Source organism: Arhodomonas sp. KWT (assembly GCF_010993615.1).
Map to the genome: position 1 here is coordinate 50,025 of NZ_WNXE01000005.1, position 21,769 is coordinate 71,793.

The 21,769-nt window shown below is 69.8% G+C and carries 20 protein-coding genes, 5 tRNA genes and 1 riboswitch; of the genes, 12 read left to right on the forward strand and 13 right to left on the reverse strand.

Going from position 1 to position 21,769, the window contains the following annotated elements; all coding sequences use genetic code 11:
* Positions 1–6 precede the first annotated feature (6 nt).
* The 10 genes from clpP to G7A99_RS02460 form a co-directional block, all read right to left on the reverse strand.
* On the reverse strand, positions 7–660 hold the full coding sequence (gene clpP, locus G7A99_RS02415; RefSeq protein WP_018717251.1) for an ATP-dependent Clp endopeptidase proteolytic subunit ClpP: 654 nt from the start codon (positions 658–660) through the stop codon (positions 7–9).
* Positions 660–1,979, reverse strand: coding sequence for a trigger factor (gene tig / locus G7A99_RS02420; RefSeq protein ID WP_018717250.1), 1,320 nt, complete (start codon positions 1,977–1,979; stop codon positions 660–662). The genes clpP and tig overlap by 1 nt, the downstream gene beginning before the upstream one ends.
* 52 nt (positions 1,980–2,031) lie before the next feature.
* Positions 2,032–2,119 (reverse strand) — tRNA-Leu (locus G7A99_RS02425).
* Positions 2,120–2,306: 187 nt separating this feature from the next.
* Complete coding sequence (locus tag G7A99_RS02430) at positions 2,307–4,112, reverse strand: hypothetical protein (RefSeq protein ID WP_026320953.1); 1,806 nt, start codon at positions 4,110–4,112, stop codon at positions 2,307–2,309.
* Positions 4,113–4,153: 41 nt separating this feature from the next.
* Positions 4,154–5,077 carry a hypothetical protein gene (locus tag G7A99_RS02435; protein WP_018717249.1) on the reverse strand — a complete coding sequence of 308 codons (924 nt, stop codon included), beginning with the start codon at positions 5,075–5,077 and terminating at the stop codon, positions 4,154–4,156.
* A gap of 12 nt (positions 5,078–5,089) precedes the next feature.
* Positions 5,090–5,965 (reverse strand): hypothetical protein, encoded by an 876-nt coding sequence (locus G7A99_RS02440; RefSeq protein WP_018717248.1) that lies wholly within the window; start codon positions 5,963–5,965, stop codon positions 5,090–5,092.
* A 239-nt stretch (positions 5,966–6,204) separates the two neighbouring features.
* A tRNA-Lys gene (locus G7A99_RS02445) sits at positions 6,205–6,280 on the reverse strand.
* 8 nt (positions 6,281–6,288) lie between these two features.
* A tRNA-His gene (locus G7A99_RS02450) sits at positions 6,289–6,364 on the reverse strand.
* Positions 6,365–6,393: 29 nt separating this feature from the next.
* A tRNA-Arg gene (locus G7A99_RS02455) sits at positions 6,394–6,470 on the reverse strand.
* Positions 6,471–6,533: 63 nt separating this feature from the next.
* A tRNA-Pro gene (locus G7A99_RS02460) sits at positions 6,534–6,610 on the reverse strand.
* 171 nt (positions 6,611–6,781) lie between these two features.
* On the opposite strand from G7A99_RS02460, the gene folD reads away from it, so the two are divergent.
* A complete protein-coding gene (gene folD, locus G7A99_RS02465; protein ID WP_163138774.1) occupies positions 6,782–7,636 on the forward strand; it encodes a bifunctional methylenetetrahydrofolate dehydrogenase/methenyltetrahydrofolate cyclohydrolase FolD in 855 nt (284 codons plus the stop codon).
* Here the strand turns inward: folD and uraD are convergent, their stop codons facing one another.
* Positions 7,637–8,173, reverse strand: a complete 537-nt coding sequence (uraD, locus tag G7A99_RS02470) for a 2-oxo-4-hydroxy-4-carboxy-5-ureidoimidazoline decarboxylase (RefSeq protein WP_018717246.1) — start codon at positions 8,171–8,173, stop codon at positions 7,637–7,639.
* A 151-nt stretch (positions 8,174–8,324) separates the two neighbouring features.
* Here uraD and uraH point away from each other — a divergent pair, with 151 nt between their 5' ends.
* The 4 genes from uraH (at position 8,325) to G7A99_RS02490 (ending at position 12,103) form a co-directional block, all read left to right on the forward strand.
* Positions 8,325–8,678 carry a hydroxyisourate hydrolase gene (uraH, locus tag G7A99_RS02475; RefSeq protein WP_018717245.1) on the forward strand — a complete coding sequence of 118 codons (354 nt, stop codon included), beginning with the start codon at positions 8,325–8,327 and terminating at the stop codon, positions 8,676–8,678.
* A 39-nt stretch (positions 8,679–8,717) separates the two neighbouring features.
* On the forward strand, positions 8,718–9,914 hold the full coding sequence (locus tag G7A99_RS02480) for a urate hydroxylase PuuD (RefSeq protein WP_163138775.1): 1,197 nt from the start codon (positions 8,718–8,720) through the stop codon (positions 9,912–9,914).
* 7 nt (positions 9,915–9,921) lie between these two features.
* Entirely contained in the window at positions 9,922–11,283 is a 1,362-nt protein-coding gene (locus G7A99_RS02485; RefSeq protein WP_163138776.1) for an 8-oxoguanine deaminase, read from the forward strand.
* An 88-nt stretch (positions 11,284–11,371) separates the two neighbouring features.
* On the forward strand, positions 11,372–12,103 hold the full coding sequence (locus tag G7A99_RS02490; protein ID WP_163138777.1) for a GntR family transcriptional regulator: 732 nt from the start codon (positions 11,372–11,374) through the stop codon (positions 12,101–12,103).
* A gap of 9 nt (positions 12,104–12,112) precedes the next feature.
* Here G7A99_RS02490 and hyi read toward each other — a convergent pair whose 3' ends face one another.
* Entirely contained in the window at positions 12,113–12,895 is a 783-nt protein-coding gene (gene hyi, locus G7A99_RS02495; protein ID WP_018717241.1) for a hydroxypyruvate isomerase, read from the reverse strand.
* A gap of 68 nt (positions 12,896–12,963) precedes the next feature.
* On the reverse strand, positions 12,964–13,203 hold the full coding sequence (locus G7A99_RS02500; RefSeq protein ID WP_018717240.1) for a hypothetical protein: 240 nt from the start codon (positions 13,201–13,203) through the stop codon (positions 12,964–12,966).
* A 150-nt stretch (positions 13,204–13,353) separates the two neighbouring features.
* Positions 13,354–13,459, forward strand: a riboswitch (TPP riboswitch).
* A gap of 94 nt (positions 13,460–13,553) precedes the next feature.
* On the opposite strand from G7A99_RS02500, the gene thiC reads away from it, so the two are divergent.
* The 7 genes from thiC to G7A99_RS02535 all read left to right on the forward strand — a co-directional run.
* On the forward strand, positions 13,554–15,434 hold the full coding sequence (gene thiC, locus G7A99_RS02505; RefSeq protein WP_163138778.1) for a phosphomethylpyrimidine synthase ThiC: 1,881 nt from the start codon (positions 13,554–13,556) through the stop codon (positions 15,432–15,434).
* A 96-nt stretch (positions 15,435–15,530) separates the two neighbouring features.
* Positions 15,531–16,355: an IclR family transcriptional regulator gene (locus G7A99_RS02510; RefSeq protein WP_018717238.1), complete on the forward strand. Its 825-nt coding sequence runs from the start codon at positions 15,531–15,533 to the stop codon at positions 16,353–16,355.
* A 76-nt stretch (positions 16,356–16,431) separates the two neighbouring features.
* Positions 16,432–16,809 (forward strand): PilZ domain-containing protein, encoded by a 378-nt coding sequence (locus G7A99_RS02515; protein WP_163138779.1) that lies wholly within the window; start codon positions 16,432–16,434, stop codon positions 16,807–16,809.
* Between the two features lie 524 nt (positions 16,810–17,333).
* The gene (locus G7A99_RS02520) at positions 17,334–17,597 is read left to right on the forward strand and encodes a PAAR domain-containing protein (RefSeq protein WP_018717236.1); all 264 of its coding nucleotides are present in this window, start codon (positions 17,334–17,336) and stop codon (positions 17,595–17,597) included.
* The gene (locus tag G7A99_RS02525; protein ID WP_163138780.1) at positions 17,597–18,736 is read left to right on the forward strand and encodes a hypothetical protein; all 1,140 of its coding nucleotides are present in this window, start codon (positions 17,597–17,599) and stop codon (positions 18,734–18,736) included. Before G7A99_RS02520 ends, G7A99_RS02525 begins: the two co-directional genes overlap by 1 nt.
* Positions 18,733–21,462: a type VI secretion system Vgr family protein gene (locus G7A99_RS02530; RefSeq protein ID WP_163138781.1), complete on the forward strand. Its 2,730-nt coding sequence runs from the start codon at positions 18,733–18,735 to the stop codon at positions 21,460–21,462. Before G7A99_RS02525 ends, G7A99_RS02530 begins: the two co-directional genes overlap by 4 nt.
* A partial coding sequence (locus tag G7A99_RS02535; protein WP_205599698.1) for a hypothetical protein occupies positions 21,459–21,769 on the forward strand: 311 nt, incomplete at its 3' end. The genes G7A99_RS02530 and G7A99_RS02535, both read left to right, overlap by 4 nt.

The window sequence follows — 21,769 nt, forward strand, 5'->3', positions numbered from 1 at the left end:
CGCGGGTCACTCGGTGGCGCCGGCGATGCTGGAGCGGTCCTTGAGCGCGGCGTCGATCAGGCCATACTCCTGGGCCGTTTCCGGATCCATGAAGTTGTCGCGCTCGGTGTCACGCTGGATCGTCTCCATGTCCTGGCCGGTGTGATAGGCAAGGATGCGGTTGAGACGCTCCCGGGTGGAGAGGATCTCACGGGCGTGGATGTCCACGTCCGTGGCCTGGCCCTGGAAGCCACCGAGGGGCTGATGGATCATCACCCGCGAGTTCGGCAGCGCATAACGCTTGCCCGCGGCACCCGCGGCCAGCAGCAGCGAGCCCATGCTCGCGGCCTGGCCGATGCACACGGTGCTCACATCCGGCTTGACGAACTGCATAGTGTCGTAGATTGCCAGACCGGCGGTGACCACGCCGCCGGGACTGTTGATGTAGAGGTGGATATCCTTGTCCGGGTTCTCGGACTCCAGGAACAGCAGCTGCGCGATAAGCAGGTTGGCCTGGTAGTCCTCGACCGGGCCGACCAGGAAGATCACCCGCTCCTTGAGCAACCGCGAGTAGATATCGTAGGCGCGCTCGCCCCGGGCGGTCTGCTCGACCACCATGGGCACGAGCCCGGTGTTCTCGATCTCGCTGCGGATCTGGCCCTCGCGCTCGCTCATCATCATCACTCTCCGGCGGTCTCGTCAGTGGCACGGCCCAGCAGCACGTCAAGGCTCATGGGCTTGTCCGTGATCTGGGCGCGCTCGGCGATCCAGTCAACCACCTGATCCTCCATCACCTGCACCTGCAGGCTCTCCATGAGCTGCTGGTTCTGCATGTAGGCCTGGATCACCTGGTCCGGCTGGCCGTAGCTGCTGGCGATGTCCTGCAGCGCCTGCTGGAGTCGGTTGCGGTCCAGCTCGATCTCGTTGGCGCGCACCACCTCGTTGACCAGCAGGCCGAGCGCGACGCGGCGACGGGCCTCGTCCTCGAACTGGGAGGCCGGCAGGTCCGGCTCCTCGCCCTCGGCACCGTACTGCTGCATGCGCTGCTTGGTCTGCTCGCGCAGCTGCTCGATCTCGCGATCGATGAGCACCTGGGGCAGGTCGATGGGGTTGCGCTCGAGCAGCCCATCCATCACCTGCTCCTTGACCCGGGCGCGCACCGCCTGGTCACGCTCGCGCTCGAGGTTCTCGCGCACGCGCTCGCGCAGCTCCTCGAGACCGTTCTCCATGCCCAGGGCCTTGGCGAACTCGTCGTCGACCTCCGGCAGGTCCGGGGCCTCCACCGTCTTGACGCGGACCTCGAAGGTCGCGGTCTTGCCGGCGATGGTCTCGTCCGGGAACTGCTCGGGGAAGGTGTACTCGATGCGCGTCTCGTCACCGGCCTTCACGTCCACGAGCTCGGCCTCGAACTCCGAGGGCATCTGACCGGAGCCGAGCTGCACCGGCACGTCCTCGCCGCTGTTGCCCTCGAACTCCTCGCCGTCCACGGTGCCGTGGAAGTCGATGGTGACACGGTCACCTTCGTCGGCGGGACGATCCACCTCGCTGTAATCCGCCTGCTGGTGACGCAGACGCTCGATCAGCGCGTCGATGTCCGCATCGCCGATATCCGCGGCGGGGCGCTCGACAGCGACCTCCTCGATCCCCTGGACCTCGACGCTGGGCAGCACCTCGAAGGAAGCCTGGTACTCGAGGTCCTTGCCGGCATCGGTCTGTACCGGCTCGATCTCCGGCGCGGCGGCCGGACGCAGGCCTTCCTGCTCCAGCGCCTCGCTGTAGGTGCTCTGCACCACCTCGTTGAGGACCTCGCCACGGACCTGCTCGCCATAGCGCTGCTGCACCACCTTGAGCGGCACCTTGCCCGGGCGGAAACCGTTCATGCGCACACGCCCGCGCAGGTCCTTCAGCCGGCTCTCGACCTCGCTGTCCACGCGCTCGGAGGGCACCTGCACGCGAATGCGCCGGCCCAGGCCCTCCGTCGTCTCCACGGATACTTGCATCGACTACCACCTCTTGCGCGAACGCCGTGTCCGCGCCTCACGATTCAATGTCTGGTGCGAAAGGCGAGACTCGAACTCGCACGGGGGATTACCCCACTGGGACCTAAACCCAGCGCGTCTACCAATTCCGCCACTTTCGCAGTGTCCGGCGGATTATACAATCCGCGGCGAACCGCGCTAAACGGCCCGCCCACGCGCCGGGCGAGAGACGGTGCGTGGCCTGCAGCCACGCGGTGGACACAGTGCACGCACCGCAAGCGCGCGTATCCTAAACCATCGCGGGGACACACGCGAGCGCCCCAGCCCGGGCGGTGGCGGACACGGCAGTCAGCGCGGGCAGCCGACCGACTCGGCGAGGGTCAGGGCCGCCGGGTCGACACCATCACGCCGGCGACGCAGCGACCAGTCGCCGCCGCCGTCGTCACCGACCCAGCCCCAGCGCCCGGAACGGAAGTCGCCGTTCTTCGAGAGGAAGCGAAAATCGAACCAGCCGGTGCGTGCACCGTTGGTGAAGCGACCGACGAAGCCACTGCCGTCCCACATACCGGCGAGGATCCCCTTGTCGCCGTAGTCACCGACCACGAACAGGTCCCGCGCATACAGGCCCACCGGCCCGTAATCGCTGGTGTAACGTCCGTCAAAGACGTCACGGCCGAGGGACTGGGTATGCGTGGTCCCGCCGTCGCGGGTGAAGTTGCGCAGGCGCGCAGGGGCATCGCCGGTGCGTCTGCCGGTCCAGTTGCCCTGCAGGTCCTTGCCGTGCCAGGCCCACTGACCGCGGAAACGGCCATCGCCGGCACGGGTAAAGCGGAAGATCCCGTTACGCCCGCCGTTGGTGAACACGCCCGCGGCGCACCCCCCGGAGACGCGACCGACCATTACGCCCTTGTCGGCGTAGTCGCCGACCACGAAGGGCCCGGCGCGGTGCAGCCGTAGCTCACCGAAGTCGGTGGACCAGCGCCCGGCGAAGGCGTCCGGATCGGCGCCACCGCCATTCCCGGCACCACTGCCTTTGTTGACGACCCCGTTGGGTAGCTCGACGCCGCTGTCAAGGCCGGGATTCCCGGCGAGCTTGCCGACAGTGCCGTTACCGCCCTGCCCGCCGGCCGAAGCATTCCGGTTGCCGCCGGCTTTGTCACGCGTGTTGCCACCGCGGTCACGACCCGCCGTGTCCACGGCGCGCGTCCGGCCATCCACGTAGACCCGCGCGGCCGCCGGATTATCGAGGCTCACCGAGCGCACGTCGCCGTATACGCGGAAGCCGTCCGCGCCGCTGGAGACGCTCCCCTCCGCCCGACGGCCACGGGCCGTGTCGTTCGAATCGATGCTGACGCGCCGGCCCGCGACGCGGCCGTCCACCGGCTGGACGAAGCGGCCGGCGACCAGACGGTAGCCGGTGCGCCCGGCGGCGGCACCGCCGTCGATCACCACCGTATGGTCCGGCGCGCTCTCCTTGGCGGAGACACGGTACTTCATCGCCTTCACCGCGCTCTTGCCCTGCAGTGCGACAGTGACGATGTACCCGCGTACGCCGGTGAGACGACGGTGCCAGGTCCGGCCCTGGTTGCCGCGGCCACGGTCGATGGTGAAGCTCCAGAGCTTCTCGCCGTCGACGAGCCCGTCATCGCCGGGCGGGGCGAAGCGGCAGACCGTGACCTCCGTTCGACCCTTGTTGCGGCGCTCATCGCGCTTGCCCAGGGAGAGGTCGAGCATGAAGGCGCCCACCGGCGCCGGCGTGATGTACATGCGGCTGCCCGGGCCACGGATGGTGCCCTCGTAGGACGCCCCGAGAACCATTTTGCGCGGGCCTATGGTGCCCCAGCCGTTGCGGTTCATGCGGTTCCAGGCCGCAATCATGCCCTTGGTTGCCCGGTCGGCTGCCTCGCTCTTGCCAAGGCAGCCGGCGTAGATCGCCGCGGAGGCCGGCAGGGAGACACCGCCGGTTGCGACCGCGGCGCCGGCAGTACCGACGGCACAGCCAACCGCCTTGGCGACCTGGTCGTAACGGTCCCACAGGTCGGCAGCGGCCTTGGCGGGGGTCCGGCAGTTGCCGGCGTGGACGACGGACATACCCGCCAGAAGACCGGCGAGCACAGCGGTGGCGGCGGCGAACAGGCGTTTGCTGGTGTTCATCGCGGCTCTCCTCATGCAGCAGCGTTTGGCGGCGCCCGGCATCAGCCCTGCCGTGCGGGGCCGCTCGCGAGTGCCTCACCCAGCCGGCGGCCGAGCTCGGCGAGCGCCGACAGCCTGGCGGCGACGGCGCGGGAATGATCTCCGGGAACCGGCCGCCGGACCGCCGGCTCGGGAAAGAAGGCCGCCTCCGTCTCGATCGTGACCAGACATACATCATCGACCACTGCGGCGCGCACGGCACCGAAAGGCCGGAGGGCCTTCAACGCCTCGGCCAGGCCGGCGTCGAGCAGCCGCGAGGCCAGCACGGCGTTGTCCGCCCGAACCTCCAGTCCGGCACCGCGCAGCCCGGCATGAGAGACAAGAGCCAGCCCGGATGCCGGCGCACGAACCGCCTCGCGGACCGCGCCCACGATTCGCCCGCCGTCGGGTCCGACCCGGACGCTCACCCCCGGATCGCCGGACAGCCGCGCCCGGACCGCCAGGCCGGTGAACACCCGTCCACGCCCCTCGCGGCCGCGACGCAGCTCGACCTCCGCCGCCTGCAGCCGCACGCCGCTGAAGGTCCCCGCCAGCAGATGGGTCCGGGTACCACTGTGATACGCGGGGACCAGGTCCATCTCACGGAAGCCGTCAAAGGCGAGGCCGGGACCGCGGTAGGCGTAGTCGGTGAACCCCGCCTCCTGCGCGAGCGCGGGATAGAGCATTTCGGCGACGTGCCGTCGCCAGCGGTTGGGACCGCCGCGACCGATCATCCAGGCGGGGACGCCCCCCACGATCAGCGCCATTGCCAGGATCACGAGCCGGTCCTCGACGGTATCCGCACCGGCGAAGAAGACACCGAATACCGCGACGACCATCACCGCGAGCACCACCAGGCGGGACACCAACCGCCGGAGCTCGCGTCGGCGTTCGTCCTCAAGCGCCCGCACGAGCGTCTCGCGGTCCGGATCGCCTGCCACGCTCACCGCCCCGCCTCCTCACCGCTTCGCCGGCACGGTGATGCCGAGATCCAGTGCATCGTAGGCACCGCCGACCGCGGCGACCGCACCGTCGCGACCGCGGCCGCCCTCGCCCATGCGCTGCTGGAGGATCCTGCCGGTTTCGACGTCGACGACGCGCGCGACCGCCATGTGAGTACCGTCGCCGCCCAGGCGGTAGATCTCGAAGTCGAGGAGATAGCGCGCACCCTCCAGGCTGCCGGGCGCGACATCACAGGGATCGGGCATCGACCGGGCGGCCCGGCGGGGCTGCCGGTCCGCCGTCAGCCACATGGACACATGCCGCGAGCCCTGCTTCACGTCGCTCCAGAGATAGTCGCCGAACGCCCCCGGATCGGTGGCGGCCCCCACCGCGGTCAGCGCCGAGGCGACCACGCCCAGGGCCCGGCCACCGGAGATATCCCCGCCGGCGCCACCGGCCCGCCCGTCAGCGCCGCCACCCCGCTTCGGCGGCGCTGACTCGACGGAGCCCGATGCCTCGAGCAGGCGCATGGTGACCCGCGCCTCCATGCTCATGCCCTGACACTGCCCGGTATAGGTGCCCTCCAGCCGGCGCTGCCCGGGGCTCAGCCGCCAGTGGGTGACGCAGCTGTCGGCCTTGGTGGTCGCCGTGTACACCCCGGCATCCGGATCCAGCGTGAAGGTCGCCGGTGGCTTGCCCTGCGGCGCGAACACGAAACCGGACTGACACCACCGCGCACTGAGCACCCCCTCGTGACGCTGGGTAATGCCGATCGCCTCCAGACGCGCGACACTCACCCAGCGCCCCGGCACCGGCCGGGGCACGGCGGCGGCCAGGGCAGGCAGCGCCACGGCGGCGGCGAGGATGGCGAGCGGGACAATACGCTGTCTCATGGCGACGAGCTCCGGTGGCCTGGACACCCGGCCGCGGCGCCCCGCGCCACGGTCCCCGGGTGACACCCTAGCGCCCCGGCACTTACGTCGCACTTACCACCGGCCACCGGCCACCGGCCACCGGCAGGGATTATTCCGTCATCGCCACGGGATCCGGCTGCCGGACCCGGCAGCCACAAAGGGAATGCAAAGGCGCAAAGAAAAGGGGCAGGCCCGTGGGCCTGCCCCTTTCAGCGGTATGGTGGGCCGTCAAGGACTCGAACCTTGAACCAACTGATTAAGAGTCAGCTGCTCTACCAATTGAGCTAACGGCCCGTATTGTTTGGGGTGAGCGATGGGGCTTGAACCCACGACCTCCGGAGCCACAATCCGGTGCTCTACCAACTGAGCTACGCCCACCATTGTCGAATCGGCCAATCCCTCGAATCTGGCGCGCCCGGCGGGATTCGAACCCGCAACCCTCGGCTTAGAAGGCCGATGCTCTGTCCGGTTGAGCTACGGGCGCTTGACCCACAGCCCCAAGCGTCGGCACACCCGCCGGGTCGCCTGGCCAGTGCGGCGACGGTACTGGTCGGGGTGGAGGGATTTGAACCCCCGACATCCTGCCCCCAAAGCAGGCGCGCTACCAGACTGCGCTACACCCCGTGCTTCTCGTGCCGGGTCACGCCGGGCAGGCCTTACAGCCGTCGCTGCAGACGGCGGAATACTACGCAGAGCCCCCGCCGCCGTCAAGCGTTCGAGTTGAGCGGCCGGCGCCCAAGTGCGAGAATTCGGCGCCTTACTCGCCGGTCACTGTCCACCCGGAGGTTATAGCACATGAACGCGCGCATCATCGACGGCAAGGGGATCGCCGCAGCGCTGCGAAAGCGCATCGCGGGGGACGTGGCGGAGCGCGGCGACCAGGGGCGGCGCCCCCCGGGACTGGCGGTGATCCGGGTCGGCGACGACCCCGCCTCGCAGGTCTACGTGCGCATGAAGCGCCGCGACTGCGCCGAGGTGGGCATCCGCTCCATCGACCACGACCTCCCGGCCGACCTCCCGGAGGCGGACCTGCTCGCCCTGGTCGAGCGGCTCAACGCCGACGACGAGGTCGACGGGATCCTCGTCCAGCTCCCGCTGCCCGGGCACATGGACGCCCAGAAGGTGATCGAGACCATCGACCCCGCCAAGGACGTGGACGGCTTCCACCCGGTGAACGTCGGGCGCCTGACCCTGCGCCTGCCGGGCCTGCGCTCGTGCACGCCCCACGGCGTGATGACCCTGCTCGAGCACACCGGCGTCGACCTCACCGGCCTGGACGCGATCGTCATCGGGCAGTCCAACATCGTGGGCCGGCCCATGGCGCTGGAGCTGCTGAACGCGCGCTGCACCGTGACCATCTGCCACAGCCGCACCCGCAACCTCGCGGAGAAGGTCCGTGCCGCGGACGTGGTGGTCGCCGCCGTCGGCCGCCCGGGCTTCGTCGCCGGCGACTGGATCAAGCCCGGCGCGGTGGTGATCGACGTCGGCATCAACCGCGACGAGGAAGGCCGCATGGTGGGCGACGTCGACTACGCCGCGGCCGCCGAGCGTGCGGCCTGGATCACGCCGGTCCCGGGCGGCGTGGGCCCGATGACCCGCGCCACCCTGCTGGAGAACACGCTCGAGGCCGCCGACGCCCGCGCCCGCTGATCACGTCACCCGGTCGAGCAGGCGCAGCCGCGCGATGCGGTTGATCTCCGCCACGGCGGTGCGCCGCTCCTCGTCCGGGCCGTTCTCCAGGCGGCGCCCGAAGGACTCCAGGATCGTCCCGCGGTCATGGCCCTTGACCGCCATCACGAAGGGCATGTTGAACCGCTCCCAGTACTCCCGGTTGAGCCGCTGGAAGCGTTCGTACTCCTCCTGCGTGCACTGATCCAGGCCCGCCCCGGCCTGCTCCCGGGCGGAGTCGTCGGTCAGCCCGCCCTGCACCGCCGCCTTGCCCGCGAGGTCCGGGTGGGCGCGGATTACCTCGAGCTGGTCCTCCGCGGAGGCAGCATTGAGCACCGCCGCCATCGTCGCCGCGAGCGAATCCGGGGTGTCCTCGGTGACGCTCAGGCCGCGCCGGTACGCCTGCCGGGCAATCCACGGCGAGTGCTCGTAGACGTCGCCGTAATGGGCGACGAAATCGTCTTCGTTGAGCTGACTCGGTCTCGGTTCCAGTACGCCTTCCGCCATGACTTCCCCCATAACTCATTTCCGGCTGGCATCACCAGCCGGCCAAAAATGTATACACTTTTGTTTGCGTTTGTCGACAACGTGTTTTATACCTCCCAACGGACGGCCACCGGGACCACCGTCACCCACCCGCTGACGAGCGAATAACGAGGAGGAGAGTGCCATGGGCCGACTCACCACCCATATACTGGATACCGCCCACGGCCGCCCCGGCTCCGGGATCCGCATCGCGCTGGCACGGGTCGAGGACAACGTGCTGACCCCGCTGACCGACGCCGTGAGCAACGACGACGGCCGCGTGGATGGCCCCCTGCTCGAAGGCGACGCCTTCCGGGCCGGGCAGTACCAGCTCGTCTTCCAGGTCGGCGAGTACTTCGACCGGCTGGGCCTGCCCGGCGACGCGCCCCGCTTCCTCGACGAAGTGGTGGTGCGTTTCGGCATCGCCCATGCCGACGAGCACTATCACGTGCCGCTGCTCATCTCACCCTACAGCTACACCACCTACCGGGGCAGTTAAAGACCGCCGGCCGCACGAGACTCACGGGGACCCTCGGATATGGAAGCGCATCTGATGGAGTGGGCGAACCTGCTGGTTCGCTGGATCCACCTGATCGTGGGCATCGCCTGGATCGGGGCGTCGTTCTACTTCAACTGGCTGGAGAACAACCTCGAACGCACGGGCAAGCCCGCGGGGATCGCCGGCAATCTCTGGGCCGTGCACGGCGGCGGCTTCTACTTCGTCGAGAAGTACGCGGTGGCACCGCCGCAGCTGCCCGAGACCCTGCACTGGTTCAAGTGGGAGGCCTACTTCACCTGGATCAGCGGTTTCACCCTGCTGATCATCGTCTACTACCTCAACGCACAGACGATGATGGTCAATCCGGCGGTCGCCGCCCTCCAGCCCTGGCAGGCGGTGGCCATTGGCATCGCCACGCTGGTGGCCGCCTGGCTTGTCTACGACGGCCTCTGCCGGTGGCTGGGCGAGCGCCCGCGGCTGCTCGCGGCGCTGATCACCGTACTCATCGTGCTCCTGGCGTGGGGGCTGAGCACCGTGTTCAGCGGCCGCGCCGCCTACATCCACGTGGGCGCCGCCATCGGCACCTGCATGGTGGCGAACGTGTTCTTCGTCATCATCCCCTCACAGAAGGAGCTTGTGCGGGCCATGGAGGAAGGCCGCTCGCCGGATCCGCGCTATGGCAAGAACGGCCTGCTGCGCAGCCGCCATAACAACTACCTCACCCTGCCGGTACTGTTCATCATGATCAGCAACCACTTCCCCGGCACCTACGCGGCGGCATGGAACTGGGCGATCCTGGCGGCGGTATCGATCATCAGCGTGGCCGTGCGCCACTACTTCAACATCCGTCACCGGCCCGGTGCGGCGAAGCAGTTCATACTGCCCGCGAGCGCGCTGGCCTTCGCCGCGGTAGTCGCCGTTCTGAGCCCGCCGGTCCGCTCGATGCTGACGGGCGACGGGACCGGCGGGACAGTGAGCGAGGTCAGCTTCGAGCAGGTGCACACGATCATCGACGAACGCTGCACCACCTGCCACGCCCCGGAGCCCTCATTCTCGGGATACGCCAGCCCGCCCGCCGGCATCGTGCTGGAGACCGCCGCACAGATCCGCAAACACCGCGCGGATATCAAGCGCGTCGCCGTCGACAGCCACTACATGCCGCTCGGCAACATCACCGGCATCACCGACGAGGAGCGTGCCGCCCTCGGCGCGTGGATCGAGCGAAACAAGGAGTGACAGCGGCATGACGAGCCTGATCCTCGACAACGCCGCGGCCGTCGCGACCATGGAAGGCGACGACGGCGGCGTGCTCCACGACGCCAGCATCCGTATCGAGGACAACCGCATCGCCGCGGTGGGACCCGCGGCGCGCATCGGCACCGATGCCGACCGGGTGATCGACGCCCGCGGGCACATCCTCATCCCCGGGCTGGTGAACACCCATCACCACTTCTACCAGACCCTGACCCGGAACCTGCCGGCGGGGCAGGACGCGGGGCTGTTCAACTGGCTCGTGAGCCACTACCCGGTGTGGGCACGCCTGGATCCGGAGGCGATGGACGTGAGCACGCGGATCGCGGCGGCCGAGCTCATGCTCTCCGGCTGCACCACCGCCGCCGACCACACCTATCTCTGGCCCAACGGCGCCCGCCTGGACGACCAGGTCCACGCCGCGCGAGAGATGGGCCTGCGCTTCCATGCCGGGCGCGGGTCCATGTCGGTGGGCGAATCGGACGGCGGCCTGCCGCCGGACTCGGTGGTCGAGTCCGAGGCCGCGATCCTCGCCGACAGCCAGCGGGTGATCGAGACCCATCACGACGACGCGGACTATGCGATGACCCGCATCGCCCTGGCACCGTGCTCGCCCTTCTCCGTATCGCAGACGCTGATGCGCGAGAGCCTGGAGATGGCCCGGCACTACGGCGTGCACTGCCACACCCACCTCGCCGAGACCCGCGACGAGACGGCCTACTGCCTCGAGCGCTTCGGCCGCACCCCGGTGGAATACGCCGAGGACCTGGGCTGGTGCGGCGAGGACGTCTGGTTCGCCCACATGGTGCACCCGGAAGACGACGAGGTCCGGCGCCTCGGCGCACACCGCTGCGGCGTGGCGCACTGCCCGAGCTCCAACATGCGCCTGGGCTCGGGCGCCGCCCCGGTGCGCGCCCTCCGCCGGGCCGGGGCCCGTGTCGGTCTGGGGGTGGACGGCTCCGCATCGAACGACGGCTCGGACATGCTCGGCGAGGCACGGCAGACGATGCTGCTGCACCGCCTCGTGGACGGTCCCGACGCCATGGGCGCCGTGGAGGCACTGAGCCTCGCCACCCGCGGCGGCGCCGCAGTGCTCGGCCGCAATGACATCGGCCGCCTTGCCCCCGGCATGGCCGCGGATATCGTCGGCTACCGACTCGACACCCTGCCGCTCGCCGGCGGCGCGGTCCACGACCCGCTCGCCGCGCTCGTGTTCTGCCGCCCGCCGCAGGTCGCACTCAGCCTGATCAACGGTCGGCTCCGGGGCCGCGACGGTGCGCTCACGGACGTGGATCTCCCGGCACTGGTTCGCCGGCACAACGACATCGCCCGGCGGATCGCGGCGCACGCGTGAGCGCCGCCACCGTTTGCGAGGCCCGGGGGTAACCGATACATTCGAGCGGTATCCGTAACCCCTAAACATCCCGACGCGGCAGGAGACCATGGCGCAGCAACGCGAGCCACGACCGCTGGAGCAGGCGGGCCTCGAAACGCCCGGACGCGGGCGTCGCGCATCCGACGACGCCATCTACGACGCCATCTACGAGGCGGTGCTGACCCAGCGGCTGCCACCGGGTACACGACTGCCCGAGATCACCCTCGGCGAGCTCTTCGGCGTCAGCCGCTCGGTGGTCCGCAAGGCCCTCTCGCGCCTGACGGCCGACCAGATCATCGTACGCCGCCCCAACCAGATGGCGCTGGTCGCCCACCCGAGCGTCGAGGAGACCCGGCAGATCTTCGACGCCCGGCGGCTGGTCGAGGGCGAGGTGGCCCGCCAGCTCGCCGGCCGCCTCAGCGGCAATGCCCGTGAGCGGCTCGAGCGGATCATCCGCGACGAGCACGCCGCCCACACCGGCGACCGCCAGGAGGACCGGGTCCACCACTCCATGGCCTTCCACCTGTGCCTGGCGGACAACGCGCCTAACGAGGTGCTCGGCCGCATGCTCCGGGAGCTGGTGATCCGCACCTCGATCGTGATCGCGCTGTACAAGGCCCCCGGGATGAGCGCCTGCTACCTCGGTGACGACCACCAGGAGCTGGTGCGCTGCCTGGCCGAGGGCCGCGGCGACGAGGCGGCCACGCTGGTGCGCCAGCACCTCTCCACCCTGGAATCCCGGCTCGCGCTCAGCGACGAGGAGCGCCCGGTGGACCTCGCCGAGATCCTCCGGCGCTGACCCGCCGCCCTACCCCCGGAGGTAGGGCATCAGCCAGCCGAGTCCGGCCGCGGTACCGCTGCGGGGCACGTACTCGGCGCTGACCCAGCCGTCGTAGCCGAGCGCGTCCAGTCGCTCGAACACGAAGGGGTAATGTATCTCCCCGGTGCCCGGCTCGTGGCGGCCCGGGTTGTCCGCGACCTGGACGTGGCCGATGCGGGAGAACGCGGACTCGATATGCCGCACCAGGTCCCCCTCCATCACCTGCATGTGGTAGACGTCGTACTGCAACGCGAGATTGGCGACGCCGGCATCGTCCATCACTCCGAGGGCCTGGTCGGAGCGGCAGAGGAAGAAGCCCGGCACGTCGCGGGTGTTGATCGGCTCGACGAGCAGCTGCACGCCGGCGTCGGCAAGCCTCGGCGCGGCATAGCGCAGGTTGTCGACCAGGCACTCCCGCGCGCACTCCGCAGAGACGTCCCCGGGGAGCCGCCCGGCGAGGCAGTTCACCCGCGGGCACGCCAGCGCGCGAGCGTAGTGGATCGCGGTATCCACGCCGGCCCGGAACTCATCCCGGCGGTCCGGATGGCAGGCGATCCCGCGCTCGCCGGCGGCCCAGTCCCCGGCGGGCAGATTGAACAGCACCTGGCTCAGACCGCTGTCCGCCAGGGCGCCGGCGAGCACCGGCGCCGGATAGTCGTAGGGGAAATGGCACTCGACACCACGGAACCCCGCGGCGGCGGCAGCCTCGAAACGCGCCGGGAATGGGCGCTCCGTGAACAGCATCGACAGATTGGCGGCGAAACGGGGCATGGGAACTCACCGGCGGTCCGCAATGGACCGCCAGTGTAGCGCAGGGTCCCGCCGGACCGGGTAACGGGTCAGGCCGCCTCGCGCAGGCCCTCGCCCGCGGGCACGGGCTCGTGGACGGTCAACAGCGACCGGCGCTGACTCGCAAGCATTACCTCGTAGCCGGTCGCGGGCCGGCGCAGATGCGCCGCCGGATCCGGCCGGCCGCAGCGGCATTCCAGCGACACCGCCGCGCCACGGGGCACCACCTGCCACGCCGCACATGCCGGGCACTCGAGGTGATCCCAGGACTGGTTCGTGACTACGGCCATGACTGCCTCCGCTCGTTCAAAACATGACCGGACGATCACATCGCAACGGGGCGACAGGGGCATTGATCCAGATCAAACCCGCATTTGACCGGCAGACACGCCGGTTCTAGTCTCGGTGACAGTCCCCGGCCGCGCCGGGGACGTTACTGGACGAAGAAGCGGGGGTGCCCGGGTGCGACGACGCATGCCGGGCTGAGAGAGTCCCTTGGAACCTGATCCGGTTCGTACCGGCGCAGGGAGCTTTGCACATCACCGGCCACCGGCCGGCGTCCGCCGTCATCGCGGACGTGCAACCTTCCCTCCCCCCTTTTCGTCGCCTTTTCACTATCTGCGAGCAGAGGCGACACATCATGAACGACACCGATACCGATATCCGCGGCACCGCGGCCGCCCTCGGCGAGGCCGTGACCCGGCCGTTCCCGGGGTCCCGGCGCATCCACGTCAGCGGTCGCCGTGCGGACGTGCGCGTGCCCATGCGCGAGATCGTGCAGGCGGACACGCCCACCCGCAACGGGCCCGAACCCAACCCGCCGCTGGCGGTCTACGACACCTCCGGCCCGTACACCGACCCGGCCGCCGCCATCGACCTGTGCGCGGGTCTGGCACCGCTACGCGCGGACTGGATCGCCGAGCGCGGCGACAGCGAGCGCCTCGACGATCTGAGCTCGCGCTACGGCCGCGAGCGGCGTGCCGACGCCGGCACGACGACCTGGCGCTTCCCCGCGGAACGTACCCCGCGGCGGGCGCGCAGCGGCGCCAACGTCACCCAGATGCACTACGCACGGCGGGGCATCGTCACCCCGGAGATGGAATTCGTCGCCGTGCGCGAGAACCAGCGCCTGGAGGCCAGTCGCGACGATCCCGCCCTGGGCCGCCGCCACCCGGGCGAGCCCCGGGGCGCGAGCCTGCCGGAGACCATCACGCCGGAGTTCGTGCGCGACGAGGTGGCCCGGGGCCGGGCCATCATCCCGGCGAACATCAACCACCCGGAGAGCGAGCCCATGATCATCGGCCGCAACTTCAGGGTGAAGGTCAACGCCAACATGGGCAACTCGGCGGTGACCTCCTCCATCGGCGAGGAGGTGGAGAAGATGGTCTGGGCCACCCGCTGGGGGGCGGACACGATCATGGACCTGTCCACCGGCCGGGACATCCACGAGACGCGGGAGTGGGTGATCCGCAACTCGCCGGTGCCTGTCGGCACGGTACCCATCTACCAGGCCCTGGAGAAGGTCGACGGCGAGGCCGAGGCCCTGACCTGGGAGATCTTCCGGGACACCCTCATCGAGCAGGCCGAGCAGGGCGTGGACTACTTCACCATCCACGCCGGCGTGCGCCTGCCCTTCGTCCCCCTGACCGTGGACCGGCTCACGGGCATCGTCTCCCGCGGCGGCTCGATCATGGCCAAGTGGTGCCTGGCCCACCACCGGGAGTCCTTCCTCTACGAACGCTTCGAGGAGATCTGCGAGATCATGAAGGCCTACGACGTGGCCTTCTCACTGGGCGACGGCCTGCGCCCCGGCTCCATCGCCGACGCCAACGACGACGCCCAGATGGCGGAGCTGCGCACCCTGGGCGAGCTCACCGACGTCGCCTGGCGCCACGATGCCCAGGTGATGATCGAGGGTCCGGGTCACGTGCCGCTGCACCGCATCCGCGAGAACATGGGCGAGCAGCTGCGCCACTGCCACGAGGCGCCGTTCTACACCCTGGGGCCGCTGGCCACGGACATTGCCCCCGGCTACGACCACATCACCTCCGCGCTCGGGGCGGCCAACATCGCCTGGGAAGGCACCGCGATGCTCTGCTACGTCACCCCCAAGGAGCACCTGGGGCTGCCGGACAAGCACGACGTCCGCGAGGGCATCGTCACCTACCGCATCGCCGCCCATGCCGCGGACCTCGCCAAGGGCCATCCGGCGGCACAGATCCGCGACAACGCCCTGTCCAAGGCACGGTTCGAGTTCCGCTGGGACGACCAGTTCAACCTCGGGCTGGATCCGGAGCGCGCCCGGGAGTTCCATGACGCCACCCTGCCCAAGCAGGCGCACAAGGTCGCCCACTTCTGCTCCATGTGCGGGCCGAAGTTCTGCTCCATGGCCATCTCCCAGGAGGTCCAGGCGTTCGCCCGCGAGCGCGGCCTGGACGCCGACAGCGCCCTGGAGACGGGGCTCGCCGAGAAGGCGCAGACCTTCCGCGAACAGGGCGGCGCGATCTACCATCGCCGCTGACCGCTGTGCGGCCGCCCCCGCCGGGGCGGCCGCCGCCTCCCACACCGCCATCCCGATGGCATACAATTGTGGAAAATCCTTCCACGGGGAACGACGTTGGCGGAACGACAAACACGATCCACCGGCCGGCCACGCACCAGCGGGCGAAGCGCCGCACAGAGCCAGTCCCTGACCCGCGGCCTGAGCATCCTCGAAGCCCTCTCCGGCGCCGGCCACGGGCTGACGCTCTCCGAGGTCTCGCAGATGGCCGGGCTGGCGCCCTCCACCACCCACCGCCTGCTCCACACCCTGGAGCAGATGCAGTTCGTCCAGCAGGACGAGGAGCTCGGGCTGTGGCACGTGGGCGTGCGCGCCTTCATCGTCGGCAACGGCTTCATCAGCGCCCGCGACTACGTCGCCGTCGCCCGCCCGTACCTCCACCGGCTCATGGAGGAGACCGGCGAGACCGCCAACCTCGCCGTGCAGGACGAGGGCTACGCCGTGTTCCTCGCCCAGGTCGAGTCCCAGGAGATGATGCGCATGATCGTCAGGCTCGGCAGCCGCGCACCGCTGCATGCCTCCGGCGTGGGCAAGGCGCTGCTCGCCGGCATGACCGAGGCGGAGGTGGAGCGTATCCTCCAGCGCCGGGGGCTCTCGCGGGTCACCGAGAACACCCTGGACACCCCGGCGCGGCTGCACGCCAACCTCGCCGAGATCCGCGAGCGCGGCTACGCCTGCGACTACGAGGAACACGCCATCGGCCTGCGCTGCGTCGCCGCGACCCTGCACGACGAGACCGGCGCGGCACTCGCGGCAATCTCGGTCTCCGGCCCGAGGGCGCGGATCACCGACAGCCTCATGCACGAGCTCGGCGCGGCGGTCTCGCGCACCGCCCGTGAGATCACCGCCCGCCTGGGCGGCCATGCCCCGGACGGCCCGTGAACCGCCGCCGGGACTGTGCGCGACGTCCGGGAAGGACTACGCTGGCGGCAGGCAGCCGGAACACGGAGAGGGGAGCATGAGCGACAGCGACGAGCGCCGGCGCTTCAGCCGCATCGACATGGATCAGCCGGCCCGGCTCGAGGCGGACGGCGCCGGCATCCCCGTGCGGGTGATCGACATCAGCCTGCACGGCGCCCTGGTCCGACCCGAGGCCGAGGCGGCCATCGCGGATACCCCCGCCACCCTCACGATCCCCCTCGGCGACGAGGTGGTCATCCGCATGCACGTCACGCCCATGCACCGTGAGGCGGGCTTCGTCGGCCTGCGCTGCGACGACCTGCCGGTAGAGAGCGCCGGCCACCTCCGCCGCCTGGTGGAGCTCAACCTCGGCGACCCCGAGCTGCTGGAGCGCGAGCTGGAGGCCCTCGCCGGGCTCGGCGACCGCACGGACTGAGCCTGCCGTCATCCGGCCCTCACAGCACGCCGCACGACACGGCCCCCGAGACCACGATGGGAGCGCTGCACGAACGGCGTACCCGGGGGATATCACGCACCGCCGCAAGGCCCCGATTCCGCCGTGTCACCACCCGCTGAAGTCAGCCACCACGCTTCCCACGCTCGACCGCGACCGACGTCTCAGTGACCGCCGCCCGCCGTTGACATCCCTTCTCTTTTAGGCCTAGATAGCGGCGAACGCCGGTCGGAGATACCCACCGGCCGCATGCCCGCCAGGGAGGCGGGCAAAAACCCTCTGTCATTGACCTGGAGACCACGGAAGGTGCTCATGACAGGCATCGCCTTTGCATCGCCGTACCGCGCGTCCCCCCTACGCGTACAGGCCGGCACGTCCTCACCGGGGACCTCCCCGTCCACTGCCTCCGCCATCGCCGGTCGTGCGACCGCTCCCTCCGGCCGGCCGTCATCGCCCCCGGCCGCGGACACGCCGACAGCACGCGCACGTCGCGGGGAACGGCACCGATGAGGCCGGTCATCCTGATGGGAGACCGCACCTCCCACGGCGGCATCGTGCTGGAGGGCGCGGACAGCACTTTCGTTCGGGAACGTCGGGTCGCGCGGGTCGGCGACCGCGTGAGCTGCCCCAGGGACGGCCACACCCCGTCGGTGATCGTGACCGGCGACCCCACGGCCCTCGTCGACGGCCGCCCCCTCGCCAGAGAGGGCGACAAGTGCGCCTGCGGCGCGACGCTCATCGCCTCCGTCGCAGACACGGGGACGCTCTGATGTCCGGGTACCGGCGCCCCTCCATCTACGACCGCCTGCAGAAGAGAACGGCGGCCCGGCAGGACAAGGCGCCGCCGGCACCGCGGCACTTCGACACCCAGTCCATGGCCGTGGCACACGCCTGGCTGCTGGGCGGTTTTGGCGATACCGATGAACTGGTGCCCGGGATGCCGGCCCCGGCCGGCTGTGACTACACGTTCGACGAGCGCGTGCGCAACGCCGCCGACGAGTTCATGGGCGTGTACCGAATCGGGACCGGCCGTCCGGCCGAGCTCGCCCCCGGCGCAAGGGCCCGGCAGCTCCTCGAATACGCCCTGCCCGGACTCCTCGCGCGGGGGGACCGTCAGGCATGGGGGGAAGGCCAGATCGTGCTGCAGCACCCCGCCGGCACCGATCCGCAGGCATGGCTGGATACCGTGCTCGCGCTCTGGCCGGCCCGACTGCAGCCCAGGCACGGGATGCACGTCACCGCCCTGACCTTCGATCAGTGGTTGCGTGAGACCCTCGCCGCCTCCGAGGGAACGATCGAGTGCTATCAGTTCATCGCCGTCACACCGCTCGGACTCCGCCCCATCCGGACGGGCCACCCGAACGGCGAGGCCCTCGCGTCACTGTGGCTGAGGCGGCCGACGAAGGAGCACGCTCCCGGCGCGAACACACCGCATACCGCGCACTGCCGGCTCTCCCTGCCCGGGCGCCACGAACACCCCCCAAGACACCTGACACGGCGGGACGACCCCGCCCTGCTTGAACGCGCCGTCGCCACGGCCATCCCGCAGGACGACGCCCGACAGGCCATCGGCGCACTGGTCTGGGCCGGCGTCACCGGCGGCAACCGGCTCGATCAGCTCACGGCACTGCTGCAGCGCGATTTCCCCCATCTGCACTGGGATACCGACGTGTGGTCCCTACAGGGCCTGTGCGGATCGATGGACACCGATACCACCCCCTATCAGCTCGCCGTCGCCCTGAGGCTGGCGGAGCAGCGGGCGGGGAACACTCTGGTCCTGGACTGCCGCGGCGACGACACCACTGTGGCCATGCCCCTGGCCTGTGCGGAAACCGCCACCAACCCGCCGCCGGAGCGCGGCGGCAGGTCTTTACCTCCCAGCACACGGACGACGGGAGCCCCCTCATGAGCGACGACACCGGCAAGCGCCTGCTCGACCCGCTCCGCGACTGGGCCGAGATGACCCAGCGGGAGCGTCTGCTGCGCCTGACCACCCCCCTGGGCAAGGACCGCCTGCTCGCCCACCGCTTTCATGGCCACGAGCGACTCGGCCGCATCCCCGCCTGGCGCGTCGACACGATCAGCCTCGATGCCGACATCGACCCCCAGGCGCTGATCGGCAAGCCCGTCACGCTCGCCATCCGCCTGGAGGACGGCAGCGAAACCTGTCGCCACGGCCTGGTGGAATCACTGACCTACCTCGGCGCCGACGGCGGTCTGCACGACTGGCAGCTGGTCTTCGTCCCCTGGTTCGCGCTGCTGGCCTATCGCGAGGACTGCCGCATCTGGATGGATCGCAGCATCATCGACGTCCTTACCGACGTGTTCAGCCACTATCCCGAGGCCGCCGGGCGCTACCGATTCGATCTGCGCCGCGACTACCCGGCGCTGAGCTACGTCGTCCAGATCAACGAGCCGGACAGCAACTTCGTTCAGCGCTGGCTCGAACAGGAAGGGCTGTACTGGTACACGCTGCACGAGCCCGACCGGCACACGATCGTGTTCACCGATGACGTCGACACCCTGCCGGCGAGCGAACCGACGGCCATCCGTTTCCACACCCAGGCGGCCACCCAGCACGAAGACAGCGTCCTGCAATGGCGCCCGAATCACACACTGCACAGCCAGCGCACGCACTACGTCAGCCGCGATTACCGCGCGCATACCCGCCCGCTCGAGGCCGGCGTACCCACGACGCCGGACGCCACCACCCTGGACGGACTCGAACGCTACGCCTGGCGCGGCCAGTACGCCTGGAACACGACAGGCGACGGCGCACGGCTGCTGCGCGGGCGCATGGAGGCGCAGGAGTCCGCAGCCCGGCGCATCCACGCCGTCAGCGGCGTACGCCGCCTCAAGGCCGGCGAGTGGTTCGAGCTCCGCGACCATCCCCTCGTCGAGCGCCGGGGCGAGAACGCACGGCAGTTCATCGTCATCGATGTCGAGCTATTCGCCGAGAGCAACCTGCCGATCGCCTTCGAGCGCCGCGACCGCCCCGGCAGCCTCGGCCCGCTGATCCGCGCCTTCCGCGACCGTGTCATGGATGCCCCGGCGGAGGCCGCCGATGAGCGCGAGCGCTCGCGCACCTACGGCTTCTTCCTCAACCGCCTTGAATGCCAGCGCCGCGACCTGCCCTATCGCAGCCCCGAGCAGCACCGCCGCCCGGAGGTCGGCATACAGACCGCGGTGGTCGTCACCCCGCCCGGACACGAGGTCTACACCGACCGCCTCAACCGCATCCACGTCCGCTTCAACTGGGACCGCCTCGCCAGCGACGAGCGGCTGAGCTCGTGCTGGCTGCGCGTCATGCACAACAGCAGCGGCCCGGACTGGGGCACGGTCAACGTCCCGCGGGCGGGCGAAGAGGTGCTGGTGGGCTTCATGGACAACCACGTGGACCGCCCCGTCGTTCTCGGCCAGCTCTACGGCGGCCACTACCCCCAGTGGCACTCCACCGGACTGATGAGCGGGCTCAGGAGCAAGGAGATCGGCGGGCGCGGCCATAACCAGCTGGTGATGGACGACGCCACTGGCCAGCTCCGCACCCAGCTCGCCAGCAGCGAGTCCACCACCGAACTCAACCTCGGCTATCTCATCGACCAGCAGGGCAACACCCGCGGCGCCCGGCGGGGAACCGGCTTCGAGCTGCGCACCGACGCCTACGGCGCGATCCGCGCCCGCAATGGGCTCTACCTCTCCAGCTGGGGCCGCCCCGGCGGCACCGGCAGCCAGCTCGACGCCGGCGAGGCGTGGCGCCAGCTCCGTGAGGGCCACGAGCTCAGCCGCACGCTCTCACAGACCGCCAAGCGCCACCGCGCCGAGGCCTTGGGCGGGGTCGAGCCGCTCGAGCGCTTCAACCGCAACAGCGAGCACACCTACGGCAACGCCACCACCATCGACGGCACCGGCGCACGCCGGTTCGCGGACGGCGGCGGCGACACCGACCACGCGATCCGCAACGGCGGACAGGGCGAGGTCCCCGGCCTCGAGGACGCGCTCATCCTCATGGCGGCCCCCGACGGCATCGCCACGGCCACGCCCGAGAGCACCCACCTGCACAGCGGCGAACACCTCACCGTCTCCACCGGCGAGGACGTCAACATTGCCGCCGGCCGCAGCCTTCTCGCCAGCATCGCCGACAGGCTCTCGCTGTTCGTGCATCGCGCCGGCATGAAGCTCATCGCCGCCGGCGGGCGTGTCGACATCCAGGCCCAGGACGACGAGATGGAGCTGCAGTCACGCCGGGCGATGCGGCTGTCGTCCACGGACGATGCGGTCATCCTCGCCGGCAAGAAGGAGATCCTGCTCACCAGCGGTGACGCCTACATCCGCCTCGCCGACGGCAACATCGAGATCCACGCCCCCAAGGCCGTCAACGTCAAGGGCGCGAAGAAGCAGTTCGGCGGCCCCGTGAGCATGACCCACCGCTTCAACCAGTTCCCCGAATCGAGCTTCAGCGAGACGTATCAGGCCGTCGACACGGATGGCACACCGATCGCCCATCGGTACTTCGAACTGCGCCAGGGGAAGGAAATCATCACCACGGGCATTACCGACGCCGAGGGGTACACCGGCATCCGGAAAAGCGAATTCATCGACGGCATGAGCATACGGCTCCGACGGGGACAGGGATGAGCGACGAGTACGACATCTACGACATCTTCGACACGGCACACAGCTGCCACCACCCCAGCGAAGAAAAGCACGTCACGCGCGTGCGCTGCCGCGACTGGGTGCTCCCCGTCGTCTTCGTGCCGGGGGTGATGGGGAGCAATCTGAAGAATACGTCGAATAAGGAAAAGTGGCGCGTAGATAGTGTTTGGAGCCTGTTGGGGTGGCTTTGGAAAAGCCCCGAAGCACGCAAGGAGATCCTGAACCCGGACGAAACCGAGGTCGACCCCGAGGGGGCTATCCCTCACGGGCTGAGTCGCAGCTGGAAAAC

What these genes read in the sequence shown, in the direction of transcription:
- G7A99_RS02440 (WP_018717248.1), bottom strand. Translation starts at nt 5,965, where the DNA reads ATGAGACAGCGTATTGTCCCGCTCGCCATCCTCGCCGCCGCCGTGGCG.
- uraH (WP_018717245.1), top strand. Translation starts at nt 8,325, where the DNA reads ATGGGCCGACTCACCACCCATATACTGGATACCGCCCACGGCCGCCCC.
- hyi (WP_018717241.1), bottom strand. Translation starts at nt 12,895, where the DNA reads ATGCCCCGTTTCGCCGCCAATCTGTCGATGCTGTTCACGGAGCGCCCA.
- tig (WP_018717250.1), bottom strand. Translation starts at nt 1,979, where the DNA reads ATGCAAGTATCCGTGGAGACGACGGAGGGCCTGGGCCGGCGCATTCGC.
- clpP (WP_018717251.1), bottom strand. Translation starts at nt 660, where the DNA reads ATGATGATGAGCGAGCGCGAGGGCCAGATCCGCAGCGAGATCGAGAAC.
- G7A99_RS02490 (WP_163138777.1), top strand. Translation starts at nt 11,372, where the DNA reads ATGGCGCAGCAACGCGAGCCACGACCGCTGGAGCAGGCGGGCCTCGAA.
- G7A99_RS02480 (WP_163138775.1), top strand. Translation starts at nt 8,718, where the DNA reads ATGGAAGCGCATCTGATGGAGTGGGCGAACCTGCTGGTTCGCTGGATC.
- thiC (WP_163138778.1), top strand. Translation starts at nt 13,554, where the DNA reads ATGAACGACACCGATACCGATATCCGCGGCACCGCGGCCGCCCTCGGC.
- G7A99_RS02500 (WP_018717240.1), bottom strand. Translation starts at nt 13,203, where the DNA reads ATGGCCGTAGTCACGAACCAGTCCTGGGATCACCTCGAGTGCCCGGCA.
- G7A99_RS02530 (WP_163138781.1), top strand. Translation starts at nt 18,733, where the DNA reads ATGAGCGACGACACCGGCAAGCGCCTGCTCGACCCGCTCCGCGACTGG.
- G7A99_RS02525 (WP_163138780.1), top strand. Translation starts at nt 17,597, where the DNA reads ATGTCCGGGTACCGGCGCCCCTCCATCTACGACCGCCTGCAGAAGAGA.
- folD (WP_163138774.1), top strand. Translation starts at nt 6,782, where the DNA reads ATGAACGCGCGCATCATCGACGGCAAGGGGATCGCCGCAGCGCTGCGA.
- uraD (WP_018717246.1), bottom strand. Translation starts at nt 8,173, where the DNA reads ATGGGGGAAGTCATGGCGGAAGGCGTACTGGAACCGAGACCGAGTCAG.
- G7A99_RS02430 (WP_026320953.1), bottom strand. Translation starts at nt 4,112, where the DNA reads ATGAACACCAGCAAACGCCTGTTCGCCGCCGCCACCGCTGTGCTCGCC.
- G7A99_RS02485 (WP_163138776.1), top strand. Translation starts at nt 9,922, where the DNA reads ATGACGAGCCTGATCCTCGACAACGCCGCGGCCGTCGCGACCATGGAA.
- G7A99_RS02520 (WP_018717236.1), top strand. Translation starts at nt 17,334, where the DNA reads ATGAGGCCGGTCATCCTGATGGGAGACCGCACCTCCCACGGCGGCATC.
- G7A99_RS02515 (WP_163138779.1), top strand. Translation starts at nt 16,432, where the DNA reads ATGAGCGACAGCGACGAGCGCCGGCGCTTCAGCCGCATCGACATGGAT.